We start from the raw sequence: 23969 nt of genomic DNA on the forward strand, positions 1-23969 counted from the left end.
TGCCGGGCAGGGCGTGCCCCGGCCCCGCGGGGCCGGGGGCCTGGTCCGGCGGAGGGGGTCCCCGGCCCGTCGCGCGGTACGGGGGTCCCGACGGGGGCTCAGCCCGTCGCGCGGTACGGGGGCCAGCCGCGCAGTTCGTCGTCCCGGGGCGCCTCCACCACGGCGGGCGCGCCCGGACCGAACGCCATCACGGGCCGCCGCGGGTCCCAGGCGGCCCATCCCGGATCGCCGGTGGCGGCGAACCGTACCCACGCCGAGTGCATCGCGTCCGCCAGGGCCTGCGGGGCGTGCGGGCCGGCCAGCGCCACCGCGTCCGGGTGGGCCAGGGTGTCGAAGACGAAGCCGATCTCCAGGGCGTGGCAGGCGCCGAGCCGCCGCACCGGGGAGGGCCAGCCGAATTCGTAGAGGTACGTGCGGCCGGGACCGCCCGCCCGCGCGTCCGCGAGGAGGTTCAGGGGCACCCGCAGCAGCAGATCCGTCGCGAGCGCGCCCAGCAGCTCGCCGGGCGTGGCATCCGGGCGGCGGGCCCGGTACAGCCGTGCCGTGGCGCCCGGCACTCCGAACTTCAGCAGCGCCAGCCGCAGTCGGACCCGGCCGACGCTCTCGGTGAGCCCGCTGGGCACGAACCAGAGGCGGTACTCCTCGGTGTTCGTCCCCATCAGCAGGTCCACCCCGCCCGCCGCGCCCTCGCGCAGCGCCACGGCGGGATCGCGGGGGAGCAGATCGCCGTCGACCACGATGTGGAACGCGTCGCGGCCGGTCAGCGGATTCCCGCCGCGGGTCACCTCGCTCTGCGCGGCCAGCAGCGCGGACGGTTCCACGGCCGCCAGCGCGGCGGCCGTCGCCGCCACACCCAGGCGCCGGGCGAGGAGTTCCGTCGTACGGCGTCCCACCTCGGGTGCCGGCGCTTCCGGTGCGCCGCTCTGCAGCACCGCGCGCCGGAACAGCCCCGACGCCCTCGGTGCGGCGAGGAGCGCGGCGATGCTCACCGCCCCCGCCGACTCGCCCGCCACCGTCACGAGCCCGGGATCGCCCCCGAACGCCGCGATGTTCTCCCGTACCCACTCCAGGGCCGCCAGCTGGTCGAGCAGCCCGAGATTGGCGGGGGCGTCCGGAAAGACGCCGAACCCTTCGATCCCCAGGCGGTAGTTGACGGAGACCAGCACCACCCCGTCCCGGGCGAACGCCGTCCCGTCGTAGACCGGGACGGCGGAGGACCCGTGGAGCAGCGAGCCGCCGTGCACCCAGACGAGGACCGGCAGCCCGGTCCACTCCGGTCCGGGCGTCCAGACGTTGAGGTTGAGGCACGCGTCACCGGGCACCTCCGGGTCCGGCAGCAGTGCGTCCAGGGGCGGGTCGTACGGGCGCTTGGGCGCGGTCGGCCCAAAGGCGACGACCTCCCGCACCCCCGGCCACCGCTCAGGGGGTTCCGGCGGCCGGAACCTCCGGGCTCCCACGGGGGCCGCCGCGTACGGAACGCCCCGGAAGACCACCACCCCGTTCTCCCGGGCTCCGCGCACGGCTCCGTGGAGGGTGGTGACGGTCGGGCGGTCGTCCGGATGTCTCTCGCGCATGTGTGCCGGCCCTTTCGCGGGTGCCCTCCAGAATGGGGTACTTCCCCGCCGGAGGCAGCCCGAAGAGCCACCGGGGCGACCGGGCGGCGGAGCCGCCGCACGCGGAGGCCGGGCCGTCACGAGGGGGTGGCCGCCCGCAGGCGTACCCGGGACCCGCCGACGGTGCCCGCAGGAGCCCCCGCGATCCTGGCACGCGGGTGTCGCCCGCCGCCCGCCCCGCCCGCCGGCCCCCGCACGGCGGCACGTCACCACCGGAGCTTCCGCACTTTCCGCACCGCTCCGACCGGCCCGGCGGCCCCGGCACCGTACCCGTCACCGCCTACCCGCCCAACGGTCACGGCCTCCACAACACCTCGGGCAACGTCCGGGAGTGGTGCGCCGACGCCTTCGGCGCGGGCGAACGCGTCATCCGGGGCGGCTCGTACCTCTGCCACGCCTCCTACTGCAACCGCTACCGGGTCGTCGCCCCCTCCCACAACACTCCCGACTCCTCCACCGGCCACGGCGGCTTCCGGTGCGCCCGGGGGCCGGCGGAGCGGTAACTGACCTGTGCCAGTGAAGGGTTGAGTGATTCTCATCGAAGGTTGAGCTCTCTCAGCGAAAGCTGTTCGATGGGCCTCCTTCTCGACGAAGGCCGAGTGATCGACCTTCACCGCCTCCTGCTCGGCGCGGCCCGCGAGCCGGAGCAGGTGCATGTGCCGAACTGCGGATGATCACTGGATCGGGTGATGACCCGTGCATACCGCCCCCCGGCGAAAGGCCGCGACCGATCCTGGACAGGTCAACAGACGTGATCAAAAGGGAGACCGATGGCCGCCGCGGCGCAGGACATCATCACCATCAAGCTCGAGCGCACCTTCGACCAGATGGATGCAGACAAGGACAGCTACCTCGACTGGTCGGACTACCAGAGGCTCGCCGACCGCTACATCCAGGGGTACGGCTTGTCCAAGGACGACCGCCGGGCCAGGGCGCTGCAGACCTTCTGCCAGATCTACTGGCTGGAGTTGTTGCGCCACGCGGGCGTGGACGGGGACCGGCTCACCAAGGACCAGTTCGTCCTCGCCAACCGCCTCGCGACCGTCGACACCAGCCGCCTGAATGTGACCGAAGGCGGTGGCCACGCGATCTTCGACATCGTCGATGTCGACGGCGACGACGAGATCACCAAGGACGAGTTCGCCCGCCTGATGCGGGACGTCTGGAAGGACAACTCACCGGCGACGATGGACCTGTTCACCAAGATCGACACCGACGGGGACGGCGCGCTCAACCGCTACGAGTTCATCCGCGTGATCCGCGAGCACTTCCTGACGAACGACCCTGACGCTCCTGGCAGCATCTTCTTCGGCCACGTCTGACCCACCCGCCGCGGACTCGCTGCCGACTTCGCGCGGCCTCCCGTCGGCCGCCCCCTGCGATCCTCTCCAGCGGGCGGCCGTCGTCGTGCGCACGACCGACTCCGAAACGTCGCGCCGCACATGGGACGGCCACTCAACCTTCGGTGAGAACGCGCAACCTTCGCTGCGACAGTTCAGTAACAGCCGCACGAGCCGTAGCAGCCGCGCGAGCCGTAACAGCCGCACGAGCCGTAACAGCCGCGCGCACGACAGCGCGCCCCGGCCGGTGGTCGACCGGCCGGGGCGCGCTGTCACAAGTGGTCCCGTAAGAGCCCTACTTGAGGTAGACCAGCCCGTCCGTGGTGATGGCGGGACGGCCGCTCGTGCCGACCACGACCAGCTTCACCGTGTGCTTCGCGGCGCTCGACCAGGCGGTCGTCCAGATCGCGTCGCGGTACTTGGTGGTGGTGGACTTCAGGTCCACCGTGGCCGTCTTCTTGCCGTCCACGTAGACGTACACCTGCCCCGAGGTCGAGGCGCGCGAGACGACGAGCGCGGCCGAACGGCCGGTGAACGTCCACGTCATGGTCGCGTTCTTGGCGCTGCTGGAGTACGACTTCCCGCCGAGGTAGCTCGACGAGGACTTCGTGGTCCAGGTGCCCGTCCGGGTGGTGGAGGTCTCCTGGAGGATCACCGGGGTGCCGGTCACGGACGCCGCCGCGGTGTTGCCCGCGCGGTCGTACGCCGTCATCTTCCAGGTCGTCGCCACGGCCGGCTTCGCGGTCAGCGCCGCACTGGTCGCGGTCGCCGCGAAGGTCTTCGCCACCGGAGCGGTGAGCCGGACCTCCTTGAGCGCGATCTGGTCCGCGGCCTTCCATTTCAGTGTGACGGGAACGGCCGTGGTGCTGACCGTGCCGGTACCGAGCGCGACCGAGGGCTTCGTGGTGAAGGTGGGCGCCGTCTTCTCGGCGACCACGGTCGCGGCGGCCGAGAGGGCGGTCTTGCCCGACTGGTGCGTCGCGCGGACCTGCACCGAGTGGGTGCCGACGGCGAGCGGCGCCGGGGCTGAGGTGGCGGTGCCGCTCGTCGTGGCGACGACCTTGCCGTCCACCAGCAGCTCGTTCTTGGCGATCAGCGCGGTCGGGGTCGTCGCCTTCCAGGCGACCTTCACGCTCGACTGCGTGTACGTCGTCGTGCCCGACGCACTGCTCCCGGTGACCGAGGAGATGGCCAGACCGGTCACCGGACCCGCCGCCGCCGAACGGATCGCCCCCAACTGCCCGTAGAGCGCGGTGCCGGGGCACTCGGTGTTGAAGCCGTCGCGGTGACCGGATATCTGGTTGAACGTGTAGGTCTTCCCGGCGGTGTACGAGATGCCGGTGCCGCTCTGCTGCGTCGCGCCGGCCGTCAGCGTCGTCGTACCCGCGGGGTTGCCCTGGTACTGGCCGAGCTTCCACGAGGCGATCCGGGCCACCGCCGTGGTCGCGGCGGTCGAGGCCTTGCTGTCGGTGTAACTGCCGATGACCGCGACACCGGCCGTCTCACGGTTGAAGCCGTAGGTGTGGGCGCCGAACACCGGCTGGTCCACACCGCCCTTGCGGCCCTCGAAGATCGTCCCGCACTTGTCGACGATGAAGTTGTAACCCAGGTCCTTCCAGCCGTTCGACTGGACGTGGAAGGCGTGCAGGCTCCGCATGATGGCGGGAGAGTCCGCGCAGTCGTAGTCGTTCGTCTGCGCGGTGTGGTGCACGAACACGGCCTTGACGGACGTCGTGTACTCCGGCGCCTCGCCGTTGAGCTTCTCGTCCGCGCCCCAGCCGGCCCGGCTGACGATCGGCGGCTTCGGCATCGTGGAGACCGGCCCCGGGGTGACGGTCGGCGAGGGAGAGGCCGTCGTCGGGGTCGGCGCCGGAGTGGTCGGGCTCGCCGACACGCTCGGCGCGCCGGTGGTGGGCGCCGCCGTCGTCGGGGTCGGCTCCGGCGTCGGCTCGTCGGTGGCCGTACCGGGCAGTCCGCCGGTCTCCGAGGTGTCGTCGGTCGGCGTGGGCGCGGGAGTCTCCGGCGTCGGCGTGGTGTCCGCCGGAGTGGGCTCCCCGGTCTCGCCGTCCTCGGTGGATCCCTCGGTCACGTCCTGCGCGTACGCGGCTGTTTCCGCGTCGAGGCCCGTATGTCCGGGGTCGACGGTGTCCAGCCGGAGGCCGGCGGGCAGACCGGCCGAGGAGGTGCTCCCGGAGGTCACCCGGACCTCCACGCCGTTGGACGCCCCTACCCAGCGCGGCTCGGTGGTGCCCCGCACGCCCGCCCGTCCGGTCTCGGTGCGCCCGTCCACGTCGGTCGCCAGCGGCAGCCAGCCCGTCCACTCGCCGGTCGTCGCCGAGCGGGTCCGCGCCTCGACGGTGCCGGAGACCTTGGCCGCCGGGTCCGTCCAGGTGACGCCCAGCAGGCTGAAGGGTTTGGTGTCCTTCTGCTCGTAGTCGGCGGTGGTCCCGTCCGCCGACACCTTGAGCTCGTTCTCGTGCACATCGACCCGGGCCGGGGCGGACCTGGCGTCGACGCCCCCGCCGATGTCGCCGCTGCCGGTGACCCCCTGGAACACCAGGACACCTGCCACCGCCGCCGTGGCGACGGCAGCCGTGGCCCATACTCTTCGCTTCGATCTCACGTTTGATTCCCCGAGGACGATGATGAGAGAGAGCGGCGATCCATCGGTCGGGGTTCTTCCCGGGCGTGTTCGGTGCGCGGTCTCCGCAGTGCGGGACAACCCTCAGGAACCGGCCGACCCTATGGCGCCGGAGGGGTCAGTCTCGCACGAGAATTCACTCGATCAGGTGAACATTCGATCATGTGTAGGTCATGAGATCGGGTTGCTCGGGGTGGTGGTCGCGGGATGCGGCTTCCGGGGTTCCGCCGCCGAAAGTCCGGAAGCCGCACGCCGTGGTGGTCCGTACGCCCGGCAGGCCCTCGGGAGGGTCTCTCCTCAGGACCCCCGGTCCGCACCCGGGGTCCGGTGCGGGGGCCGGGCGGGGCCGGTCACGCCGCGAAGAAGTGGGAGAGCTCGCTCCGTTCCTCGGGCTCCATCAGGTCCGGCCTGGTGTAGCGCTCGGCCCGCGCGTGGTAGTCGAAGTCGCCCCGTACGAGGCCGCGGTAGTCCCGCACGCACCGTTCGAGGGCAACACGTTCCGCGCCCACCATTTCGGCCGCGTCCATCTCCTCGACCAGGTCCCTCTCCGCGCGCCGGACCCGTTCCGCTATCCGGGCGAGCTGGATGGCGGCCTCGTCGACCGCTTCCTGGAGGGTGCAGCCGCGGTCGCGCTGGATGAGGCGGACGGTGTTGTGTTCGTAGCCCATCGCCGCCTCCTTCTCGAAGGAGCAGATGTCGTTGCAGAGACCCGAGTGATCGGTCACCGCGTCCCGGAGCGCGATGTACGCGGGAAGGCTCCGGGCCGCGTCCGTGAGGTCGATGCCGGCCGTGATCTCGTGGAGATCGAGGAAGGGCTGCATCGCCACGGAGTCCCGCCGGTGCTTCGTGAACTCGGCCCGGGTCGGCACCTTCCCGGCGGCGCGCTCGACCGCTTCGGCGTAGTACGTCCAGAGCCAGGCCACGGTGTCCCTGCGGAACTGCCGTACCCATGCCGTCGAGCGCTCGCGGTAGGTGCGGTTCCGCAGTTCCTCCAGGGTCACTTCCATCGCCGAGTGCGGTACGGCCCCGTCGAGCACCTCCACGAGGCGGGTGATGGCGGTCCCGCACATCCGGGGATCACGCCCGGCGGGTCCGTCGTCGAATTCGTCGTCCACCAGGAAGGCCCAGAAGAGCCATTGACAGAAGAGGTCGAGATGTTGCTGGGAAGCGGACGGGAAGATGAGGGAGATCCACAACTCCGGTCGAGTTCTGATCATTTTCTTCCGGGCCACCGGTGAGAGTTCCACGCCATGGAAGTCCGCCCATTTCCAGGCGGCCTCCTTGGTCATCTCCAGACCCGGATTGCATCCGGCACTGGCGAACGGCATATGAAACGCCGGTAACGCGATGTGGCTCATTGGTACCCCTCGTCAAGACGGTGTGGATGGAGGGTGGGTTCGGAGAGCAGTCCTGGTGCACACGGAGTGCTAAGTCGTGAGGAATCGATGGAACCGGGCGTACCGGCTCCCGTCTTCTTTGGCCAAGGCATCACCCTGCGGGTTGTTGGGGTGGCGATGTTCCTCCCTCTCCTTCGTTGTCGGCCCATACCGCCGAACGGGTGTATTCGGAGGGCGGGCGGAACCGGACTTCCCCACCGCCACGTCACCATGCGTGACGCCCAGTCAACCCCGGGCGGGCAGCTGACGGAAGTCGCCTGTGACCGAAATTGTATGGTGCCGCCGAACGCTGGTGGCTTTATGAGCAGTTGTTGACCGTCATCGTCCACTCCATGGCATCTCGGCTTCCGTGTGCGGGCTTCTCCGTACCTGGCCGGGCGGCTTGTCGCGCGCCTTGTATCCGATGTCCGGACAACTCCAAGCCGTTCCCCGGAATTCGACGTTCCACGGCCGGAAGCCTTGGGAATGCGGCCCTCCGGCGCCCGTCAGCAGCCCGTCCAGCACCCGCCCGCCGCTCTTCCCGGCCCTTCCTCCGTCCGTACGCCTCCCGATGGCGCGAGCCCGCCGGGCATCCCAAGGTGGGGTGAGGCGAAGTCGTGTTCGAAGGGCGGTGGTGGAGCGGTGCCGGACGACGACCTGCCGCCGGTGGTCCCCGCGGGCGACCCGGCACCCCCCGCTCTGCTGCACGCCCTGGTGACCGCCCCCGTCATCCGCACCTACGTGGTCGACCGGGATCTGCGCATCGTCCGGGCCGGTGCGCTGACCTTCGGCGAGGCGCCGGAGCAGGTGGTCGGCCGGCTGCTCACCGACGTGTTCCGGCTGGCGGACCCCGCAGCCGCCGCGCGCGCCCTGGAAGCGGGCGCCCTGGGAGCGGGCGTTCCGGAGGCGGGCGTCCCGGAGGCAGGTGTCCCGGCGGCCCCCGGGACTCCGGCGGCCCAGCCTCCCCGGCCGTCGGGCCCCGCCCGGCCGTCGTCGGAGCCCGCCCGCCCGGCGTACCCCGAGGTGGGAGACGCCGGGCCCGTCCGTGTCGCCCGGGCGTACCGCACCGACCCGGCCGGCACCCACCGCACCTTCGCCGTCGCGTTCCACCCGCTGGCCGCGGACCCGGACAGCGGCGCAGACACCGGCGCGGACGCCGGCGCGGACACCGGGGCGGACGGCAGCGCGGACATCGGGGTGCTCCCGGGCGCCGCCGACTCCGGTGCCGCGGCGCTGCTGGTGATGGCCGCCGACATCACCGCCCAGGAGCGCAACGCCGCCCGTGCCGCGGCACTGGACGCCGTGCGCGAGCGCGTGGGCCAGTCCCTCGACCTCGCCGTCACCTGCGAGGAACTCGTCATGGCGCTCGTCCCCGGCTTCGCCGACATCGCGGTCGTGGAGATCGTCGACGACGTGCTGCGCGGCGCCGACGCCCCCGCCGGCCCGCCCGCCCGCGGCACCCCGCTGCGCCGCATCGCGTTCCGGGGCCCCCTCGGCAAGGGCGGGGCCGCCCACCCGGTCGGCGACGTACGGGAGATGCCGCACCCGACCCCGTACTCCCTCTCGCTCGGCGACCTCCGCCCCCGCCTGGTGCGGCTCACCCCCGGTCTGCCGTGGTACGAGACCGACCCCGACCGGGCCAAGTCGATCGAGGAGTCCGGGTCGCACTCGATGATCGTGGCGCCCTTGGCGCTGCGCGGTACCGCGCTCGGCGTGGTCAGCTTCTACCGGTGCGCCGGGAGCGAACCGTACGACGAGGGCGACCTCGCCTTCGGGGTGACGCTCGCCGCGCACACCGCGCTGAGCGTCGACAACGCGCGGCGCTACGAACGCGACCACACGGTCGCCTCCACCGTCCAGCGCAGACTGCTGCCGTCCGGCCCGGCGTCCCCGATCGCCGTCGACACCGCCCACGTCTACCTGCCCGGACGGAACAGCGGCAGCTGGTTCGACACCATCTCCCTCTCCGGCGCGCGGACCGCCCTCGTCGTCGGCCGGGTCGACGGCCAGGGTGTCCAGACCGCGACGACCATGGGCCAACTGCGCACCGCCGTCCGCACCCTCGCCGCCCTCGATCTCTCGCCCGAGGAAGTCCTCGCCCGCCTCAACGACATCGCCGTACAGCTCGCCGAGGAGCGGGCGGCCCTCCCCGTCGGCGACGCGCTGCGCCACCGGCCCCTCACGGCGACCTGCCTCTACGGGGAGTACGACCCGTTCACCCGGCTCTGGACGGTGGCCCGGGCCGGGCAGCCGGTTCCCCACATCGTCCGTCCCGACGGCACCCCGCAACCGTTCGACCTGCCCGAGGGGCCACCGCTCTCCGCGACCGAGAAGGCCCCCTTCGCCACCGCCGAGATCCCCCTCGAACCGGGCAGCCTCCTCGTCCTGCACAGCGGCGGCAGCAACCTGCGCGACCGCCCGGGACTCCGCCCCGTGGACGAGGTCCTCGCGCCGCCCGACCGTGACCTGCGGGAGATCGGCGACGCGATCATGTACAACTACCCACCCGTCGCCCACCCGGACGGCGCGGTACTGCTCCTCGCCCGCCCCGCCGAGGTCAGTCCCGCCCAGGTCGTCACCATCGAACTCGACAGCGACGCGGGCGCCCCGGCGAAGGCGCGGAACGCGACCCGTGCGCACCTGGCCGAGTGGAAGGTCGCCAAGGACGCGCTCTACGCGGTCGAACTCATCGTCAGCGAGCTCGTCACCAACGCCGTGCGCTACGGCACCCCGCCGCTGTCGCTGCGCCTGGTGCGCACCCACAGCCTCACGTGCGAGGTCCGCGACGCCAGCCTCGTCGCTCCCCATCTGCGGCACGCCCGGGTCGGCGACGAGGGCGGCCGGGGCCTGTTCATCATGTCCCAGCTCGCCTCCCGCTGGGGTACCCGCTACACCCACGACGCCAAGATCATCTGGGCCGAGGTGGAGCTGTAGGGAGGCTCCGTCGCAGGTCACGGAGGCGTCGGGGTGCTGGGCAGCCGGTCGCCGGGGCGACACCCCCTGCCCCGGTGGCCCGAGATCCAGTGGAACGCCTTCCCGCTGAACACGGACGGCGCGACCACCGCGTGGAGCCACCTGCTCCGGCAGCAGGAGTGGTGGCACGTCGCCGTCGTCAACGACGGCAAGCTCAGCAAGCTCTACGTGAACGGGTGCGAGGAGGGCCGCAATCTCATCTCCGAGGCGGTTGGCCTGACCTCGTTGGCGAGATCGTCTCAAAGATCGCCCGCATGGCACGATGACCGCCATGTCAGGTCAGGTCTGGGTGTCCCTCATATCGCTGGGCGGCGTTGTCCTCGGCGGCTCGTTGTCCTACCTCGTCCAGCACAGGACTCAACTCTCGGCGGAGCGCGCTGAACACCAACGGCAGCAGATCGCCTTGTCGGAGACCCGGCGCGGGGAACGGCTGGCGCTGCTGGAGCGGTTCATCGAGGTGGAGGCCGAGGCGGAACGGTCCGCCTTCAGTCGCCCTTCCGAGTGGGGGGACACCGATGCCTGGTTCCTCACGACCCGGGACGTCATGAACAGGCTGTGGGTCGCGGAGCGGCTCATCCGCATCCAGTTCCCCCTGCCCGTGCACGACGCGGCACGCGCGTACTTCCTCGACCTCAACCGGACGGTGTGGGAGGGCTTACCCGACGGCGAGAGCGTGCGCGACTACTTGGAGGAGAACCGGCTGGCGTTTCTGGACGCGGCCCGCGCGGTCATGGGGTAGCACGCCGCCGACCTCGAAGATCGTTTACGGGGCGGTCCTCAGCATTCGGAGATTTGTCGGCAGTCACGGAGTGGGGGAGGAACGTGCGGGAACTCGGTCCGTCCGAGGCAAGACTGCTCCGCGCGTGGGCGCAGGGGGTGGGGGGCGGTCGGCGCGCCACATCCGTGCCCGAGGTTCTGGAACGATGCCTGGCCGTGCGGGCCCAGGACCTGCGGGCGGCGACGCCCGGGGTCAGGGTGCGCGGCTCGGGGCTGACCCTGGCGGACGTGCACCTGGCGTTCGGTGCCGAGCCCACTGTGGTGCGGAGCTGGTTCATGCGGGGCACGATCCACCTGGTCCCCGCCCCGCCCCGCGGGTGAGCGCCGCTACCGTGAACTGGGGCTCGGGCAGGCCGAGCTGGCCCTAAGGGAGCGGGTGATCACCGAGGCTCTCGCGGACGGGCCCCACACCCGGGACGAGCTCGGAACTCTTCGACGACGCTCCGGACGACACCGGTGCCGAGGCCCCGGCCAGGGAGGCCCTCGACGCCGAGGTCCACGACATCGCCCGCTTCCTGACCGCGTGACCTCGCGCCGACCAGCCCCTTCTGCGGTCCCGAGCGACGCACCGGCCGAAGGAGTGACGAGGGAGGCGACCTCCCGCGTAATGGGTATGTTGACATAGCTGTAGTTCGATACTTATATTGTCCGTATGACTGCCGTCAGCGCGTCCGCTCAGGACCTCAGCCGTGTCGCCTCCGCGATCACGGCCGTCCTGCCCGCGCTGAATCGGGCCCTCGAGCGACGCCTCGCCCAGGACTTCGCACACCCCAAGCCGCCCGAGGGGCAACTCGCGCTGCTGCGGCTCGTCGGTGAACGCGACGGGATCACCGTGCGCGAGGCTGCCGAGGCGCTGCTCGTCAGGCCCAACAATCTGAGTGCGATGGTCTCCCGGCTGATCGCGGAGGGCCTGCTCGAGCGCAGGCAGGACTCCGCCGACAAGCGGGTCGCGCATCTGCATCTGACGCGCGAGGCGACGCGCCGGGTCGAAGAGGTCCAAGCGCTCATGGACGGCTACGTCGTCGCCGCGCTGAGCGTCCTCACCGACGGCGACCTCGGTGCCATCGGCTCCGCCCTCGGAGCCCTCGACGCACTGACGGGGCACATTCACCCTGCCGGCCACTGATCCCGCGCGCAGCTGACCGCTGACGCGCCGGACAGGCATCAACTCCTCTGAGAAACAAGGCACTTCCATGTCCTCGTCCACCTTCGTGGATCACTCCGCCGTGCCCGCACACTCCCCGCCGGACGCCGCCCCTCGCGGCCGCCGGTCCAACCCCTGGCTGACGCTGGTCGCGGTCGCCTTCGGCCTGTTCATGGTGGGGCTCGACGGTAGTGTCGTGTCGATCGCCAATCCCGAGATCGGCCGGGACCTGGGCGCCTCCACCGCTGATCTCCAGTGGGTCACCAACTCCTATCTTCTCGCCCTGGCGGCCGCGCTGATCCTTGGCGGCAAGCTGGGCGACCGCTTCGGCCGGCGTACCTTCTACATGATCGGCGCGGCCGGATTCACTGCCGCGTCCGTGGCCATCGGCCTGATGGGGTCGATCGAGGGAGTCATCGCCTTCCGCGCCGTCCAGGGCTTCTTCGGCGCCCTGTTGATGCCGAACACGCTCGGACTGTTGCGTGCGGTCTTCCCGCCGAAGAAGTTCGGCATGGCGGTCGGGATCTGGGCGATGGTCTCGTCCGTGTCCACGGCACTGGGCCCCATCGTCGGCGGTCTGCTCGTCCAGCACGTCAGCTGGGAGTCCGTCTTCTTCATCAACGCGCCCATCGGCATCATCGCGCTCATCGTCAGCGCCCTCGTCCTGCCGCAGAGCAAGAACTCGACGGGCCATCACCGCTTCGACCTCGTCGGCGTCGCACTTCTGGCGCTGGGCATGCTGGTTCTCGTCTTCGGTGTGGTCAAGGGCGAGGCGTGGGGCTGGACTTCGGGCTCCACGTTCGGCACGATCGGCGGCGGTCTCGTGATCCTGCTGGCCTTCGGGTGGTACGAGACCCGAATCGGTCATCCCCTGCTGCCGATGCGGCTGTTCCGCAACCCCGTGCTGGCCATCGGAACGGTCATCACTGCCATCAACTTCTTCGCCCTGCTCGGCGTGATCTTCTTCGTGATGCTGTACCTGCAGAACGTCCATGGCTTCACGCCCGTCGAGGCCGGTATACGCACCCTGCCTCTGAGCCTGGCCTCCGTCGTCGCCTCGCCCGTCGGTGCGAAGCTCACCGAGAAGTACGGTGCCCGCCTCACCATGCCCCTCGGCATGGTGCTACAGGCCGGTGCGGCCTTCGCGATGCTCGGCTGGGGCGTGCACTCCTCCTACTCCGCCCTGTGGCCGCCATTCATCGCGCTCGGGCTCGGCGTCGGCATGGTGATGGCCGCCTCCTCCGACGCGATCGTCGGCAACGCGCCGGTCAAGGACGGCGGAGTGGCCGGTGGCCTTCAGGCCACCGCACTGCAGATCGGTGGCGCGCTGGGCACCTCCGTACTGATCTCCCTCATCAGCAGCAAGGTCGGCTCGACACTGACCGGCGAGCTGAGCACCGCCGGGGTGCCCGCGCCCGTGGCCAAGGGACTGCTGGAGGCTAAGGACGCGGTGGCGATGGGTGTTTCACCCGTCTCCGGTGACATGCCGGCCCAGTTGAAGTCCGCCGTGATCGAGGGGAGTGGGCAGGCGTTCATGAACGGTGTGCACACTGCCTCGCTCGTCACCGGCGTGCTGTGTGTCCTGGGCGCGGTCGTCGCGGTCGTGGGTGTACGGCGTAACCCTGAGGCCGTCCCTCACTGAGAGCTGACGGGCGTGGCCCGGCCGGAGCCGCGAGCACGCGTGGGGACGGACGGCTCGCACCTCCGGCCGGATTCGTGATCACCCGCCGTCAGGCGCTGGTCAGCTGCCGGCCGAGGAAGATGTCCTCCAGGGGCTCCGGTGGACCGTTTGTCGGCGGTCTGCGGTCGGCGGTCGGCGGTCGGCCGGAGCCCGGCCGGGCTCAGCCCAGCGACGCTGTGGCGTCGGACGGAGCGCGCTCGGAGCCTTCCGCCTCGGCGGAGCGCGGCGTGCGCAGCACGAACGCGGCGACGAGTACCGAGACGGCCACGAAGACGGCACTGAGCCCGTAGGCGAGCCGGAATCCACTGGTGAGCGCGTCCACCTCGCTCTCGTGGTCCGAGAGGAGCGACGCCGTCCGGGAGGCGGCCACGGTCGCCAGTACGGCGGTGCCGAGCGAGGCGCCGACCTGCTGGGTGGTGTTGACCAGGCCCGAGGCGATGCCGGCGTCGCGGGGCGAGGTCACCGACATGGCCTGCCCCATCAGAGCAGGCATGGCCGCGCCGAAGCCGAGGCCCAGCAGGACGAACGCCGGCACGATGTCGACCACGTACTGCCCGTCGGTGGGCACCCGGGCCAGCAGCGCGAGGGCTGCCGCGACGAGCAGGAGACCGCCGAGGAGCACGGGGCGGGCACCGAACCGCTGGTTCAGCCGTGCCGCCAGGCCGAGCGAGACCACGGCGATCGTCACCGGCGCCGGCAGGAAGGCGAGGCCGGTCTTGAGCGCGTCGTAGCCCAGCACGTTCTGGAAGTACAGGGCAGTGCAGAACTGGTAGCCGAAGAGCCCGGCGACCATCAGCAGCATGATGATGTTCGCTCCGGAGATGATCCGCGAGCGGAAGATGTGCAGCGGCAGCAGGGGCTTGGCCGCCCGCGCCTGCCGCACGACAAAGGCGGCGAGCAGCACCAGCGATGCTGCCAGCATGCCCAGCGTGCGGGCGTCGCTCCAGGTGTAGTCCTTCGCCTCGACGATCGTGAAGACGAGCAGCATCAGCCCGCCGGTCACCAGCAGGGAACCCGTGATGTCGGCACCCTCGCGGAGTCCGATCCCGGGAAGTCCTGGGACCGCCCGCAGTGTCAGGACGACGGCCACGATTCCGATCGGCACGTTGACCAGGAACACCCACTCCCAGCCGAGGCTCTGGGTGAGTACACCGCCGAGGATGAGCCCCACCGAAGAGCCCGCGGCAGCGACGAAGGCGTACGCCGCCAATGCCCTGGCTCGTTCCCCGGCGTCCTGGAAGAGCGTGATGATCATGCCCAGGGCGACGGCGGAAGCCAGGGCGCCACCGACGCCCTGGACGAAGCGGAACGCCACCAGGGCCCAGGGCGCGGAGGCGAGCCCGCAGGCCAGGGAGGCCGCGGTGAACACCACCAGTCCCACGGCGAAGACCTTCTTGCTGCCCAGCAGGTCACCCAGCCGTCCGGAGAGCAGCAAGAGACCCGCGAAAGCGATCAGATACGAGTTCACCACCCAGGCCAGGCCGGACTGGCTGAAGCCGAGGTCCTGCTGGATCGTCGGCAGGGCAACGGTGACGATGGAGCCGTCAAGGATGATCATCAGATTGCCGACGCAGAGAATACCCAGCGCCAGCCAGCGTGATGTGGATGGCTCGGAGGTCGACGGGGCGGGCGTGGTCATGTGGTCTTTCCTTCACGAGGTTCACGAGGTTCATGAGGTTCACGAGGTTCACGAGGGCCGGAGGATTCACGGGTGCCTGAGGACGAGAACCACGGGACGGGTGGAGAGGCCGGGCACGTCGGCATCCGCCCGTTCGCCATGGGCCACTACTTGTTACAGCAGCCATCATGTGTGACCATCGCGGGCGTCGTAAGGAGGCACTTTCATGTCCCAGGGGAACATTCGTGTAATCCATGAACCTGCGGACGGGCGCCCGGTCTGCACTGTCCTGGAGGCGCTGAACCGCATCAGCGGCAAGTGGGCGATCAGCATCCTGCTCAATGTCAGCCACGGCCCCGCCCGTTTCACAGAGCTGGAACGGGCAGTGCCCGGAATCAGCCGCCGCATGCTCACGCTGACCCTGCGCAACCTCGAACGCGACGGGCTGATCGTGCGCACCGTGTACGCGACCGTGCCACCGAAGGTCGAGTACCGGGCGACCAGCATGGCCGTCGAGCTGTACAGCTCGCTGGCGGCCCTCACCGGCTGGGCCGAGCGCCATCGCGAGGCGATCGCCGACTCCCGCGAGACGTACGACCGGGAGCACGGCCGACCGCCCGAGGCGGACACCGATCGCTGACGCCCCGTCCCGCCGGACTTCCACATCTGTCCCAGGGGGTTTCCAGGGACATTCCGCCGCGTAAGCAGGGAAGGCCCTGACAGCGCTGAAAGAATACGAACGCGCTGGTCAGGGCCCATCTGCTTAGCACTCGATGATGTTCACGGCGAGCCCGCCCCGCGCCGTCTCCTTGAACCGTGCGGGACATCGTCGCAGCGCACCTTTGCTGGTGGCGCGTCGACAACGGCACCGCGTTCCGCATGCTGACCGTGGTCAACGAACTACTCACCAACGTCTTGCAGCACACCCATGCGGACGCCGACGGGTGCCGGATGGCCAGCCTGCTTCTCCAGAAGGTGCCGGACGGCGTCACCGCCATCGTTCGCGTCCATGAACCGCTGTCCGCCGCTGTTCTCGTCGCCGCCCCTCCTCGACGAGGAGGGGCGTGGGCTGATACTGCTGACTGCTCTGGCCGACGACACGTCCGTGTCCGTGACCCCAGCGGGCAAGGACGTGTGGGTCTTCATAGCGGCCCCGTAACCGACCGAGCGCTTGTAGCCCGCCGATTTTTGCGGTTTGCGTGGGGGCCGGGTCACGTCCACGTAGTGGCTGAGCTGTTCCAACTACGTGTGCCGACTGTCCCTGCGAGCAGTGGGTCTGCGAATGCGATGACTAGGCCGACCACGTCAGTGAAGAGATTCGGATAGCCAGCAGAGGAGGGTCCCTGGCGACGGCGCCAGGCGGCGTAGGAGGATTGGCGACGCTCGGCGAGGTCGGTGATCACGGCGCTCAGGGGCTTCAGCTCAATGTCGCGGTGGGTTGCGGTGGCCGTCAGCGCCGCGGCCAGTTCTTTGCCGTTGAGATTGTTGAGCGTCAGCAGGCGGTAGAGGTCCGCGTAATCCCGGTCGCGGGTGTTGAGATCGCCGAGCGAGATGGCGGTGGAGAGCTTCTCGGCGATGACAGTGGCGAGCGGGTAACCGAAGAGTTGGAAGCTGTCCGTGGTGAGCTGCTGCGGGTAGTCGATGGTCTGAGGTCCGGGAGTGACGGGATCGCCGAAGCTGATGTCCAACTGCAGCTTGAGACGTGCACGGGCGATCGATGCGACCATGGACAGTCGCACGCCGTGATACTCGTCCTCCTCTCGGATGGGTACGGTTCTGAGTGTGGTGGAGTCGTATGCCACGCCGTCGTCGACCTCAGTGGTGGCGATCGCGGCGATTCTGCGGATGATCTCGGTTTCCTCGCCGGAAAACGCGCGGCCAAGGATGTCGATGTCACGGGTCATCCGGCGGGCGCCGAACTGGGCGAGCAAAAGGCCGCCCTTGAGGATGAAGTGCTCGCGGCCGAGGGGGGATGCTGCCAGGCGGTAGAGGAACCGTTCGAGTACGTACTCGACCATGACCTCGTCCGTTGAACGGTCGTTGCGACGAGCCAGATTGCGCAGGTCGTTGTAGATGCGGCCTGCGGTGGTACCCCGATGTGGGTTGACCATCAGGCAAGCACCGCCTCAACAGCGGGACGGATGACGGAAAGCGCGCCCAGCTCGCGGGCGATGAGTTGGAGTTCGCCGACCCCGCTCCGTCCGCTGCTACGCAGGTAGCGGCCAAGTGCGGACAAGGCCATGGTCTCCCCGATTTTGCCACGGTGGCGCATCGCGTCGACGACGCAGCGGGCGGCGTTGTATGTAGGAATGGTCTCTCCCGGTGCGGCCTCGAACCGTTCGACGCCGAGGCTGAACGTCTTCGCCGCGTACTGGGCCACCACAGTCGGGGGATAAGAGATCGTGGGACGGCGTGTTCCGCGTGGTACGGCGATGTGCACGGCGCTGGGGATGTCGTCGATCAGCTCGTGCACAGCCAGGGCGGACTCTCCGCACAGGACAGCGCGAGGCGCCCGCATACACACGGCCAGTAGGTCTGCGTATGCGGTCTCTGGCGCGGCTGTCCGCCGGTACACGCCACGGGAGAGTTCGTCGATCTCTCCTTCGGTGACCAGGTAGGCCAGATCACGAGCGGAGAGCAGGGCGCGACGCGCCTGCGCGGTCGTGAACGTCGGGGAGAGGCATGCCAACCGCTGCTCCAGGCGCGAGATTTCCGCAGCACTCATGTATTGAATGATACCCCTCCGATGAGGAGCGGGGATCGATTTGATGCATACAGATGGCGGGGGTGGAGTTCCCGTCGTTGGTTATATGTTGCGAACCTGCAGGTCAGACGCCCATGCAGGGGGGGTTCCCAGGGGCTTCCACATCTGTCCCAGGGGGTTTCCAGGTACTTTCCGCCGCGTAAGCAGGGAAGGCCCTGACAGCGCTGAAAGAATACGAACGCGCTGGTCAGGGCCCATCTGCCTAGCACTCGATGATGTTCACCGCGAGCCCGCCCCGGGCCGTCTCCTTGTACTTGACGGACATGTCGGCACCCGTCTCCTTCATGGTCTTGATGACCTTGTCCAGGGAGACCTTGTGGGTGCCGTCGCCGCGCAGGGCCATCTTCGCCGCGGTGACGGCCTTGACGGCCGCCATGCCGTTCCGCTCGATGCAGGGGATCTGGACGAGCCCGCCGACCGGGTCGCAGGTGAGGCCGAGGTTGTGTTCCATGCCGATCTCGGCGGCGTTCTCGACCTGCTCGGGGGAGGCGCCGAGGACCTCGGCGAGTGCGCCGGCGGCCATGGAGCAGGCGGAGCCGACCTCGCCCTGGCAGCCTACCTCGGCGCCGGAGATCGAGGCGTTCTCCTTGAAGAGCATGCCGATCGCGCCCGCCGCGAGGAGGAAGCGGACGACGCTGTCGTCCTTCTCCTCCGGGGTGGCGCCGCCGGCCGCGAAGTTCATGTAGTAGTGCAGGACCGCCGGGATGATGCCGGCCGCGCCGTTGGTGGGGGCGGTGACGACCCGGCCGCCGGCTGCGTTCTCCTCGTTGACCGCCATGGCGTAGAGGGTGATCCACTCCATCGCGTGGACCTGCGGATCACCCTCGGCCCGCAGCTGGCGGGCGGAGTTCGCGGCGCGGCGGCGGACCTTGAGGCCGCCGGGGAGGATGCCCTCGCGGGACATGCCACGGCTGACGCAGGCCTGCATGACGCGCCAAATCTCCAGCAGACCGGTACGGATCTCCTCCTCCGTGCGCCACTCCTTCTCGTTCTCCAGCATCAGCGAGGAGATGGAGAGCCCGGTCTCCCGGGCCAGGCGGAGCAGTTCGTCGCCGGTGCGGAAGGGGTGGGCGAGGACGGTGTCGTCGGGGATGATCCGGTCGGCTCCGACCGCGTCCTCGTCGACGACGAACCCGCCGCCCACCGAGTAGTACGTCTTCTCCAGCAGCAGCGCGCCGGTCTCGTCGTACGCGTGGATGCTCATGCCGTTGGCGTGGTACGGGAGGGCCTTGCGGCGGTGCAGGACCAGGTGCTCGTCCGCGTCGAAGGGGATCTCGTGCGCGCCCAGCAGGCTGATGCGGCCGGTGGTGCGGATCTGCTCGACCCGGGCGTCGGCAGCCTCGACGTCCACGGTCCGGGGGGACTCGCCCTCCAGGCCGAGGAGGACCGCCTTCGGCGTGCCGTGGCCGTGGCCGGTCGCGCCGAGGGAGCCGTACAGCTCGGCGCGTATCGACGCGGTCGGTGCGAGCAGGCCCTCGTTCTTCAGTCGGCGTGCGAACATCCGCGCGGCCCGCATCGGGCCCACCGTGTGCGAGCTGGACGGTCCGATGCCGATCGAGAACAGGTCGAAGACCGAAATGGCCACGGGGAAGACTCCTAGCTGGCGGACGCCGTTGTCCACCGGCGAAACGAAACGAAACGAAAAGTGGGGGTGTGCGAGGGGCGGGGGCCTGGGGGAGGGCCCTGTACGGAACAGGCCCTGGGGGAACGGCCCCGCGCGGAACGCGGCGGGGCACCGCGCTCACCTTCCAGTGTGCGCGATGCCCCGCCCGACCTGCGAAGAACGCCGGTGGGAGTGCCCGTGGAGGGGCGGCCGCTACTTCTTCAGGCCGGGGTACAGCGGGAACTTCTCGGCCAGCGCGACGACGCGGGCCTTCAGGTCGTCCGCGTCGTACGCGGGCTTCAGGGCCGAGGCGATGATCTCCGCCACCTCGGTGAAGTCCTCGGTCCGGAAGCCGCGGGTGGCCAGGGCCGGCGTACCGATGCGCAGACCGGAGGTGACCATCGGCGGGCGCGGGTCGTTCGGGATGGAGTTCCGGTTGACCGTGATGCCGATCTCGTGGAGCCGGTCCTCGGCCTGCTGTCCGTCGAGCTCGGAGTTGCGCAGGTCGACCAGGACCAAGTGCACGTCGGTGCCGCCGGTGAGGACGGAGACGCCCACCTCGGTGACGTCCGGCTGGATCAGGCGCTCGGCGAGGATGCGGGCGCCGTCCAGAGTCCGCTGCTGGCGCTCCTTGAACTCCTCCGTGGCCGCGACCTTGAACGACACGGCCTTCGCCGCGATCACGTGCTCCAGCGGGCCGCCCTGCTGACCCGGGAAGACCGCCGAGTTGATCTTCTTGGCGAGTTCCTGGGTGGAGAGGATCACGCCGCCGCGAGGACCGCCGAGGGTCTTGTGCGTGGTGGTGGTGACGACGTGGGCGTGCGGCACCGGGCTCGGGTGCAGACCCGCGGCGACCAGGCCGGCGAAGTGGGCCATGTCGACCATCAGGTATGCGCCGACCTCGTCCGCGATGCGGCGGAAGGCGGCGAAGTCCAGCTGGCGCGGGTACGCGGACCAGCCGGCCACGATCAGCTTCGGCCGGGACTCCTTGGCGAGGCGCTCCACCTCGTCCATGTCCACGACGCCGGTCTCGTCGACGTGGTACGGGACCACGTTGTAGAGCTTGCCGGAGAAGTTGATCTTCATGCCGTGGGTCAGGTGGCCGCCGTGGGCCAGATTCAGACCCATGATCGTGTCACCGGGCTGGAGCAGCGCGAACATCGCGGCGGCGTTCGCCTGCGCACCGGAGTGCGGCTGGACGTTCGCGGCCTCGGCGCCGAAGAGCGCCTTGATGCGGTCGATCGCGATCTGCTCGACCACGTCGACGTGCTCGCAGCCACCGTAGTAACGGCGGCCCGGGTAGCCCTCGGCGTACTTGTTGGTGAGGACGGAGCCCTGCGCCTCCATGACGGCCACCGGAGCGAAGTTCTCCGAGGCGATCATCTCGAGGGTGGACTGCTGGCGGTGGAGCTCGGCGTCGACAGCGGCGGCGACGTCCGGGTCCAGCTCGTGGAGGGAGGAGTTGAGAAGCGACATCAGGCGGTCCCTTGGGTCTCAGTTGCCGGAGAACTCGGTGTATTCGTCGGCGGTGAGCAGATCCCCCGGCTCCTCCGCGACGCGTACCTTGAACAGCCAGCCGCCCTCGAAGGGGGCGCTGTTCACCAGGGACGGGTCGTCCACCACGTCCTGGTTCGCCGCGGTGACCTCGCCGGTGACCGGCGAGTACAGGTCGCTGACGGACTTGGTCGACTCCAGCTCGCCGCAGGTCTCGCCCGCGGTCACCGTGTCACCGACCTCGGGGAGCTGGACGAAGACGACGTCACCGAGGGCGTTGGCCGCGTGCTCGGTGATGCCGACGGTCGCCACGCCGTCCTCGACGGCCGACAGCCACTCGTGCTCCTTGCTGTACCGCAGCTGCTGGGGGTTGCTCATGACCTGAATTCTCCTGTACGCGGGTGGGTGCTGATGAACGATGGTCTTACGGGATGAGACGCGACTGCGTCACGTTCGGCCCGGTGGGCGGGGCGTGAGCAGGATGCGATCGGGCCGTGAGCAGGACGCGATCGGGCCGTGGAGGGGCACGATCCGGGCGCCGTGGGCCCCTGCGCCTACTTCTGGCGCTTGTAGAAGGGCAGGGCCACGACCTCGTACGGCTCCTGGGTGCCCCGGATGTCCACGGCGACACCCTTGGTGCCGGGGGCGGCGAAGGCAGCGTCCACGTACGCCATGGCGATCGGCTTGCCCAGCGTCGGGGAGGGGGCGCCGGAGGTGACCTCGCCGATCACCTCGACGTCGGACCCGTCCACGGAGACGACCGCGAAACCGGCGCGCGGCACCCGGCGGCCCGCGGCGACCAGGCCGACGAGCTTGCGGGGCGGGGCGGTTTCGGCGCGCTCGGCGGCGGCGGTGAGCGCCTCGCGGCCCACGAAGTCGCCCTCCTTCTCGAACTTCACGACCCGGCCGAGGCCCGCGTCGAACGGGGTCAGCGCGGTGGTCAGCTCGTGCCCGTACAGCGGCATGCCCGCCTCCAGGCGCAGCGTGTCGCGGCAGGAGAGCCCGCAGGGGATCAGGCCGTGCGGGGCGCCCGCCTCGGTGAGGGCCTGCCAGAGCGTCTCGGCGTGCTCGGGGGCGACGAAGAGCTCAAAGCCGTCTTCGCCGGTGTAACCGGTACGGGCGATGAGCGCGGGGACTCCGGCGACCGTGCCGGGCAGGCCCGCGTAGTACTTCAGCCCGTCCAGGTCGGCTTCGGTGACGGCCTTCAGGACGGCGGGGGACGCGGGGCCCTGGACGGCGATCAGCGCGTACGCGTCGCGGTCGTCGCGGACCTCGGCGTCGAAGCCGGCGACGCGCCCGGTCAGGGTGTCCAGGACGGTCTGGGCGTTGCCCGCGTTGGCGACCACGAGGTACTCGGTGTCGGCCAGCCGGTAGACGATCAGGTCGTCCAGGATGCCGCCGTCCTCACGGACGATCATCGTGTAGCGGGCGCGGCCGACGCCGACCGTACCGATGTTGCCGACGAGCGCGTGGTTCAGGAAGGCGACGGCCCCGGGGCCGGTGACGGCGATCTCGCCCATGTGGGAGAGGTCGAAGAGCCCGGCGCGGGTGCGCACCGCGTGGTGCTCATCACGCTCGCTCGCGTACCGCAGCGGCATGTCCCAGCCCGCGAAGTCGGTCATGGTCGCGCCCAGGCGACGGTGGGTCGCGTCGAGGGCGGTCGTACGGGGGGCGGTGCTCATGAGGTGTGGCTCCCGGGGCGCAGGGCATGACGACGAGGACGGTCCCTCCCCATCTGTCATCGGAACCTGAGAGGTTCGCCGAGAGGCCCCTGACGGGTCGGCTTGCACCTTGGGTGGAGCCGTCGGACGGCTCGCTTTTCAGATCTGCCTCATCCACGCGGTACGGGGCCTGAGAGATTCAAGGGAGGAACTTGCTCCTTCGGCGCCCGGCACACACGGTGGCCGGAACTCTCCCGCGTGGATTCAAACGGCCGGTATGCAGTTGCGGGCACATCATCGCACGCAGCACGGACGGCCACGGCGCCCGGTACCCCGCCCGGAGCGCGGGCCCGGCTTCCCCTCCCGGACGGTTGCTCCGTATTACCTTTTCTTTACACTCTGTGAGCAGGTGTGGGGTGACTCGACAGGGGGAGTGCCGATGTCGTTGCGACCGTACGCGGGGGTGGTGCGGGCGGTGGTCCCGGCGCGGCACGCGCCATCCGCCGCCCAGCAGGGACCACCGGTCGTGCGCGACCTGCGGGGCGGGGCGGGGGACGGACCGAGGCGGCTGGAATTCGCCCCGGGGGACGTCGTCGTCGTCTCCGGGCTGCCCGGCAGCGGCAAGTCGACCCTGATCCGGCGCACCGTCACCGCCCGCGCCGTCGACTCCCAGGACACCCGGGACCGCTTCACGGCGGTCCTGCCCCGCTTACTTCCGTACGCCCTCTACCGCCCCCTGGTCCGCGCCGCCCACTACTACGGGCTGCTCGGGGCGCTCCGCTCCGGCGAGGCGGTCGTCGTCCACGACTGCGGGACCCAGGGCTGGGTGCGGCGCTGGCTGGCCCGCCACGCGGCACGCCGGGGCCGCACCCTCCACCTCGTGCTGCTCGACGTGACCCCCGGGACGGCCAGGGCGGGCCAGCGCGAACGCGGGCGCGGCGTCTCCGGTTACGCCTTCGCCCGGCACCGGCGCGCGGTCGGCCGACTGCTGCGGGACGCGGAGCGCGGCCTGCTGCCCCCGGGCTGCGGCTCCGCCGTGCTGCTGGACCGCCCCGCGGCCGGGGCGCTCCTCGCCATCGCCTTTGCGGCGGCGGCGACGGACGTGCGGGGCCCGGCAGCGGGCCCGGTGGTGGACGTGCCGGGCGTGGCGGTCGTCGACAGGGCCGTCGCCGACCTGCGGATCACCGAGGTGGCGGAGGCGCCGGAGGGGGTGCCGGGCGGGGTGCCCGGGATGCGGGAGAACCTCGGGGACGGCAGCGTGGCCGGGACGCCGGGGCCCCGCGC

General features: G+C 70.4%; 18 protein-coding genes, 2 pseudogenes and 1 riboswitch. Of the genes and pseudogenes, 10 read left to right on the forward strand and 10 right to left on the reverse strand.

Annotation, left to right across the window (positions count from 1 at the left end; genetic code table 11):
* Positions 1-98: 98 nt before the first annotated feature.
* The gene (locus ACFYPN_RS20615; protein ID WP_389299918.1) at positions 99-1574 is read right to left on the reverse strand and encodes a carboxylesterase/lipase family protein; all 1476 of its coding nucleotides are present in this window, start codon (positions 1572-1574) and stop codon (positions 99-101) included.
* 257 nt (positions 1575-1831) lie between these two features.
* Here ACFYPN_RS20615 and ACFYPN_RS20620 point away from each other — a divergent pair.
* Together ACFYPN_RS20620 and ACFYPN_RS20625 are read left to right on the forward strand one after the other, a co-directional pair.
* Positions 1832-2116: pseudogene (locus ACFYPN_RS20620) on the forward strand (formylglycine-generating enzyme family protein); the annotation flags it as partial.
* A gap of 267 nt (positions 2117-2383) precedes the next feature.
* A complete protein-coding gene (locus tag ACFYPN_RS20625; RefSeq protein ID WP_358763459.1) occupies positions 2384-2935 on the forward strand; it encodes an EF-hand domain-containing protein in 552 nt (183 codons plus the stop codon).
* 313 nt (positions 2936-3248) lie between these two features.
* Here the strand turns inward: ACFYPN_RS20625 and ACFYPN_RS20630 are convergent, their stop codons facing one another.
* Together ACFYPN_RS20630 and ACFYPN_RS20635 are read right to left on the reverse strand one after the other, a co-directional pair.
* Positions 3249-5576 (reverse strand): peptidoglycan recognition protein, encoded by a 2328-nt coding sequence (locus tag ACFYPN_RS20630; protein ID WP_389299922.1) that lies wholly within the window; start codon positions 5574-5576, stop codon positions 3249-3251.
* Positions 5577-5944: 368 nt separating this feature from the next.
* Positions 5945-6922 (reverse strand): terpene synthase family protein, encoded by a 978-nt coding sequence (locus ACFYPN_RS20635; protein WP_358763455.1) that lies wholly within the window; start codon positions 6920-6922, stop codon positions 5945-5947.
* Positions 6923-7612: 690 nt separating this feature from the next.
* On the opposite strand from ACFYPN_RS20635, the gene ACFYPN_RS20640 reads away from it, so the two are divergent.
* The 5 genes from ACFYPN_RS20640 (at position 7613) to ACFYPN_RS20660 (ending at position 13506) form a co-directional block, all read left to right on the forward strand.
* Entirely contained in the window at positions 7613-9904 is a 2292-nt protein-coding gene (locus ACFYPN_RS20640) for a SpoIIE family protein phosphatase (RefSeq protein WP_389299925.1), read from the forward strand.
* 301 nt (positions 9905-10205) lie between these two features.
* The gene (locus ACFYPN_RS20645; protein WP_389299928.1) at positions 10206-10682 is read left to right on the forward strand and encodes a hypothetical protein; all 477 of its coding nucleotides are present in this window, start codon (positions 10206-10208) and stop codon (positions 10680-10682) included.
* Between the two features lie 194 nt (positions 10683-10876).
* Positions 10877-11041, forward strand: a complete 165-nt coding sequence (locus ACFYPN_RS20650; protein ID WP_389299931.1) for a hypothetical protein — start codon at positions 10877-10879, stop codon at positions 11039-11041.
* A 331-nt stretch (positions 11042-11372) separates the two neighbouring features.
* Positions 11373-11846: a MarR family winged helix-turn-helix transcriptional regulator gene (locus tag ACFYPN_RS20655; protein WP_389299934.1), complete on the forward strand. Its 474-nt coding sequence runs from the start codon at positions 11373-11375 to the stop codon at positions 11844-11846.
* A 67-nt stretch (positions 11847-11913) separates the two neighbouring features.
* A complete protein-coding gene (locus tag ACFYPN_RS20660) occupies positions 11914-13506 on the forward strand; it encodes an MFS transporter (protein WP_389299937.1) in 1593 nt (530 codons plus the stop codon).
* Positions 13507-13705: 199 nt separating this feature from the next.
* Here ACFYPN_RS20660 and ACFYPN_RS20665 read toward each other — a convergent pair whose 3' ends face one another.
* Positions 13706-15184, reverse strand: coding sequence for an MFS transporter (locus ACFYPN_RS20665; RefSeq protein WP_389299940.1), 1479 nt, complete (start codon positions 15182-15184; stop codon positions 13706-13708).
* A gap of 205 nt (positions 15185-15389) precedes the next feature.
* Here ACFYPN_RS20665 and ACFYPN_RS20670 point away from each other — a divergent pair, with 205 nt between their 5' ends.
* Positions 15390-15803 carry a winged helix-turn-helix transcriptional regulator gene (locus ACFYPN_RS20670; protein ID WP_389299943.1) on the forward strand — a complete coding sequence of 138 codons (414 nt, stop codon included), beginning with the start codon at positions 15390-15392 and terminating at the stop codon, positions 15801-15803.
* A 369-nt stretch (positions 15804-16172) separates the two neighbouring features.
* Complete coding sequence (locus ACFYPN_RS20675) at positions 16173-16322, forward strand: hypothetical protein (RefSeq protein ID WP_389299945.1); 150 nt, start codon at positions 16173-16175, stop codon at positions 16320-16322.
* A gap of 52 nt (positions 16323-16374) precedes the next feature.
* On the opposite strand, the gene ACFYPN_RS20680 is transcribed toward ACFYPN_RS20675, so the two are convergent.
* From ACFYPN_RS20680 to gcvT, 6 genes are all read right to left on the reverse strand, one after another.
* Complete coding sequence (locus ACFYPN_RS20680; protein ID WP_389299948.1) at positions 16375-17274, reverse strand: nucleotidyl transferase AbiEii/AbiGii toxin family protein; 900 nt, start codon at positions 17272-17274, stop codon at positions 16375-16377.
* Positions 17274-17888, reverse strand: a complete 615-nt coding sequence (locus ACFYPN_RS20685; RefSeq protein WP_358762735.1) for a type IV toxin-antitoxin system AbiEi family antitoxin domain-containing protein — start codon at positions 17886-17888, stop codon at positions 17274-17276. The genes ACFYPN_RS20680 and ACFYPN_RS20685 overlap by 1 nt, the downstream gene beginning before the upstream one ends.
* Before the next feature lie 241 nt (positions 17889-18129).
* The gene (locus tag ACFYPN_RS20690) at positions 18130-19512 is read right to left on the reverse strand and encodes an L-serine ammonia-lyase (RefSeq protein ID WP_389299951.1); all 1383 of its coding nucleotides are present in this window, start codon (positions 19510-19512) and stop codon (positions 18130-18132) included.
* 231 nt (positions 19513-19743) lie between these two features.
* Positions 19744-21006, reverse strand: a complete 1263-nt coding sequence (gene glyA, locus ACFYPN_RS20695; RefSeq protein WP_358762739.1) for a serine hydroxymethyltransferase — start codon at positions 21004-21006, stop codon at positions 19744-19746.
* Between the two features lie 18 nt (positions 21007-21024).
* On the reverse strand, positions 21025-21402 hold the full coding sequence (gcvH, locus tag ACFYPN_RS20700; RefSeq protein ID WP_358762741.1) for a glycine cleavage system protein GcvH: 378 nt from the start codon (positions 21400-21402) through the stop codon (positions 21025-21027).
* A gap of 176 nt (positions 21403-21578) precedes the next feature.
* The gene (gene gcvT / locus ACFYPN_RS20705) at positions 21579-22706 is read right to left on the reverse strand and encodes a glycine cleavage system aminomethyltransferase GcvT (protein ID WP_389299955.1); all 1128 of its coding nucleotides are present in this window, start codon (positions 22704-22706) and stop codon (positions 21579-21581) included.
* Between the two features lie 148 nt (positions 22707-22854).
* Positions 22855-22952: riboswitch (glycine riboswitch) on the reverse strand.
* A 172-nt stretch (positions 22953-23124) separates the two neighbouring features.
* Between gcvT and ACFYPN_RS20710 the strand changes: the two are divergent.
* Positions 23125-23778 (forward strand): annotated as a pseudogene (locus tag ACFYPN_RS20710) (AAA family ATPase); the annotation flags it as partial.
* Between the last annotated feature and the right edge of the window lie 191 nt (positions 23779-23969).

Source organism: Streptomyces sp. NPDC005576 (genome assembly GCF_042871745.1).
Lineage (GTDB): Bacteria > Actinomycetota > Actinomycetes > Streptomycetales > Streptomycetaceae > Streptomyces.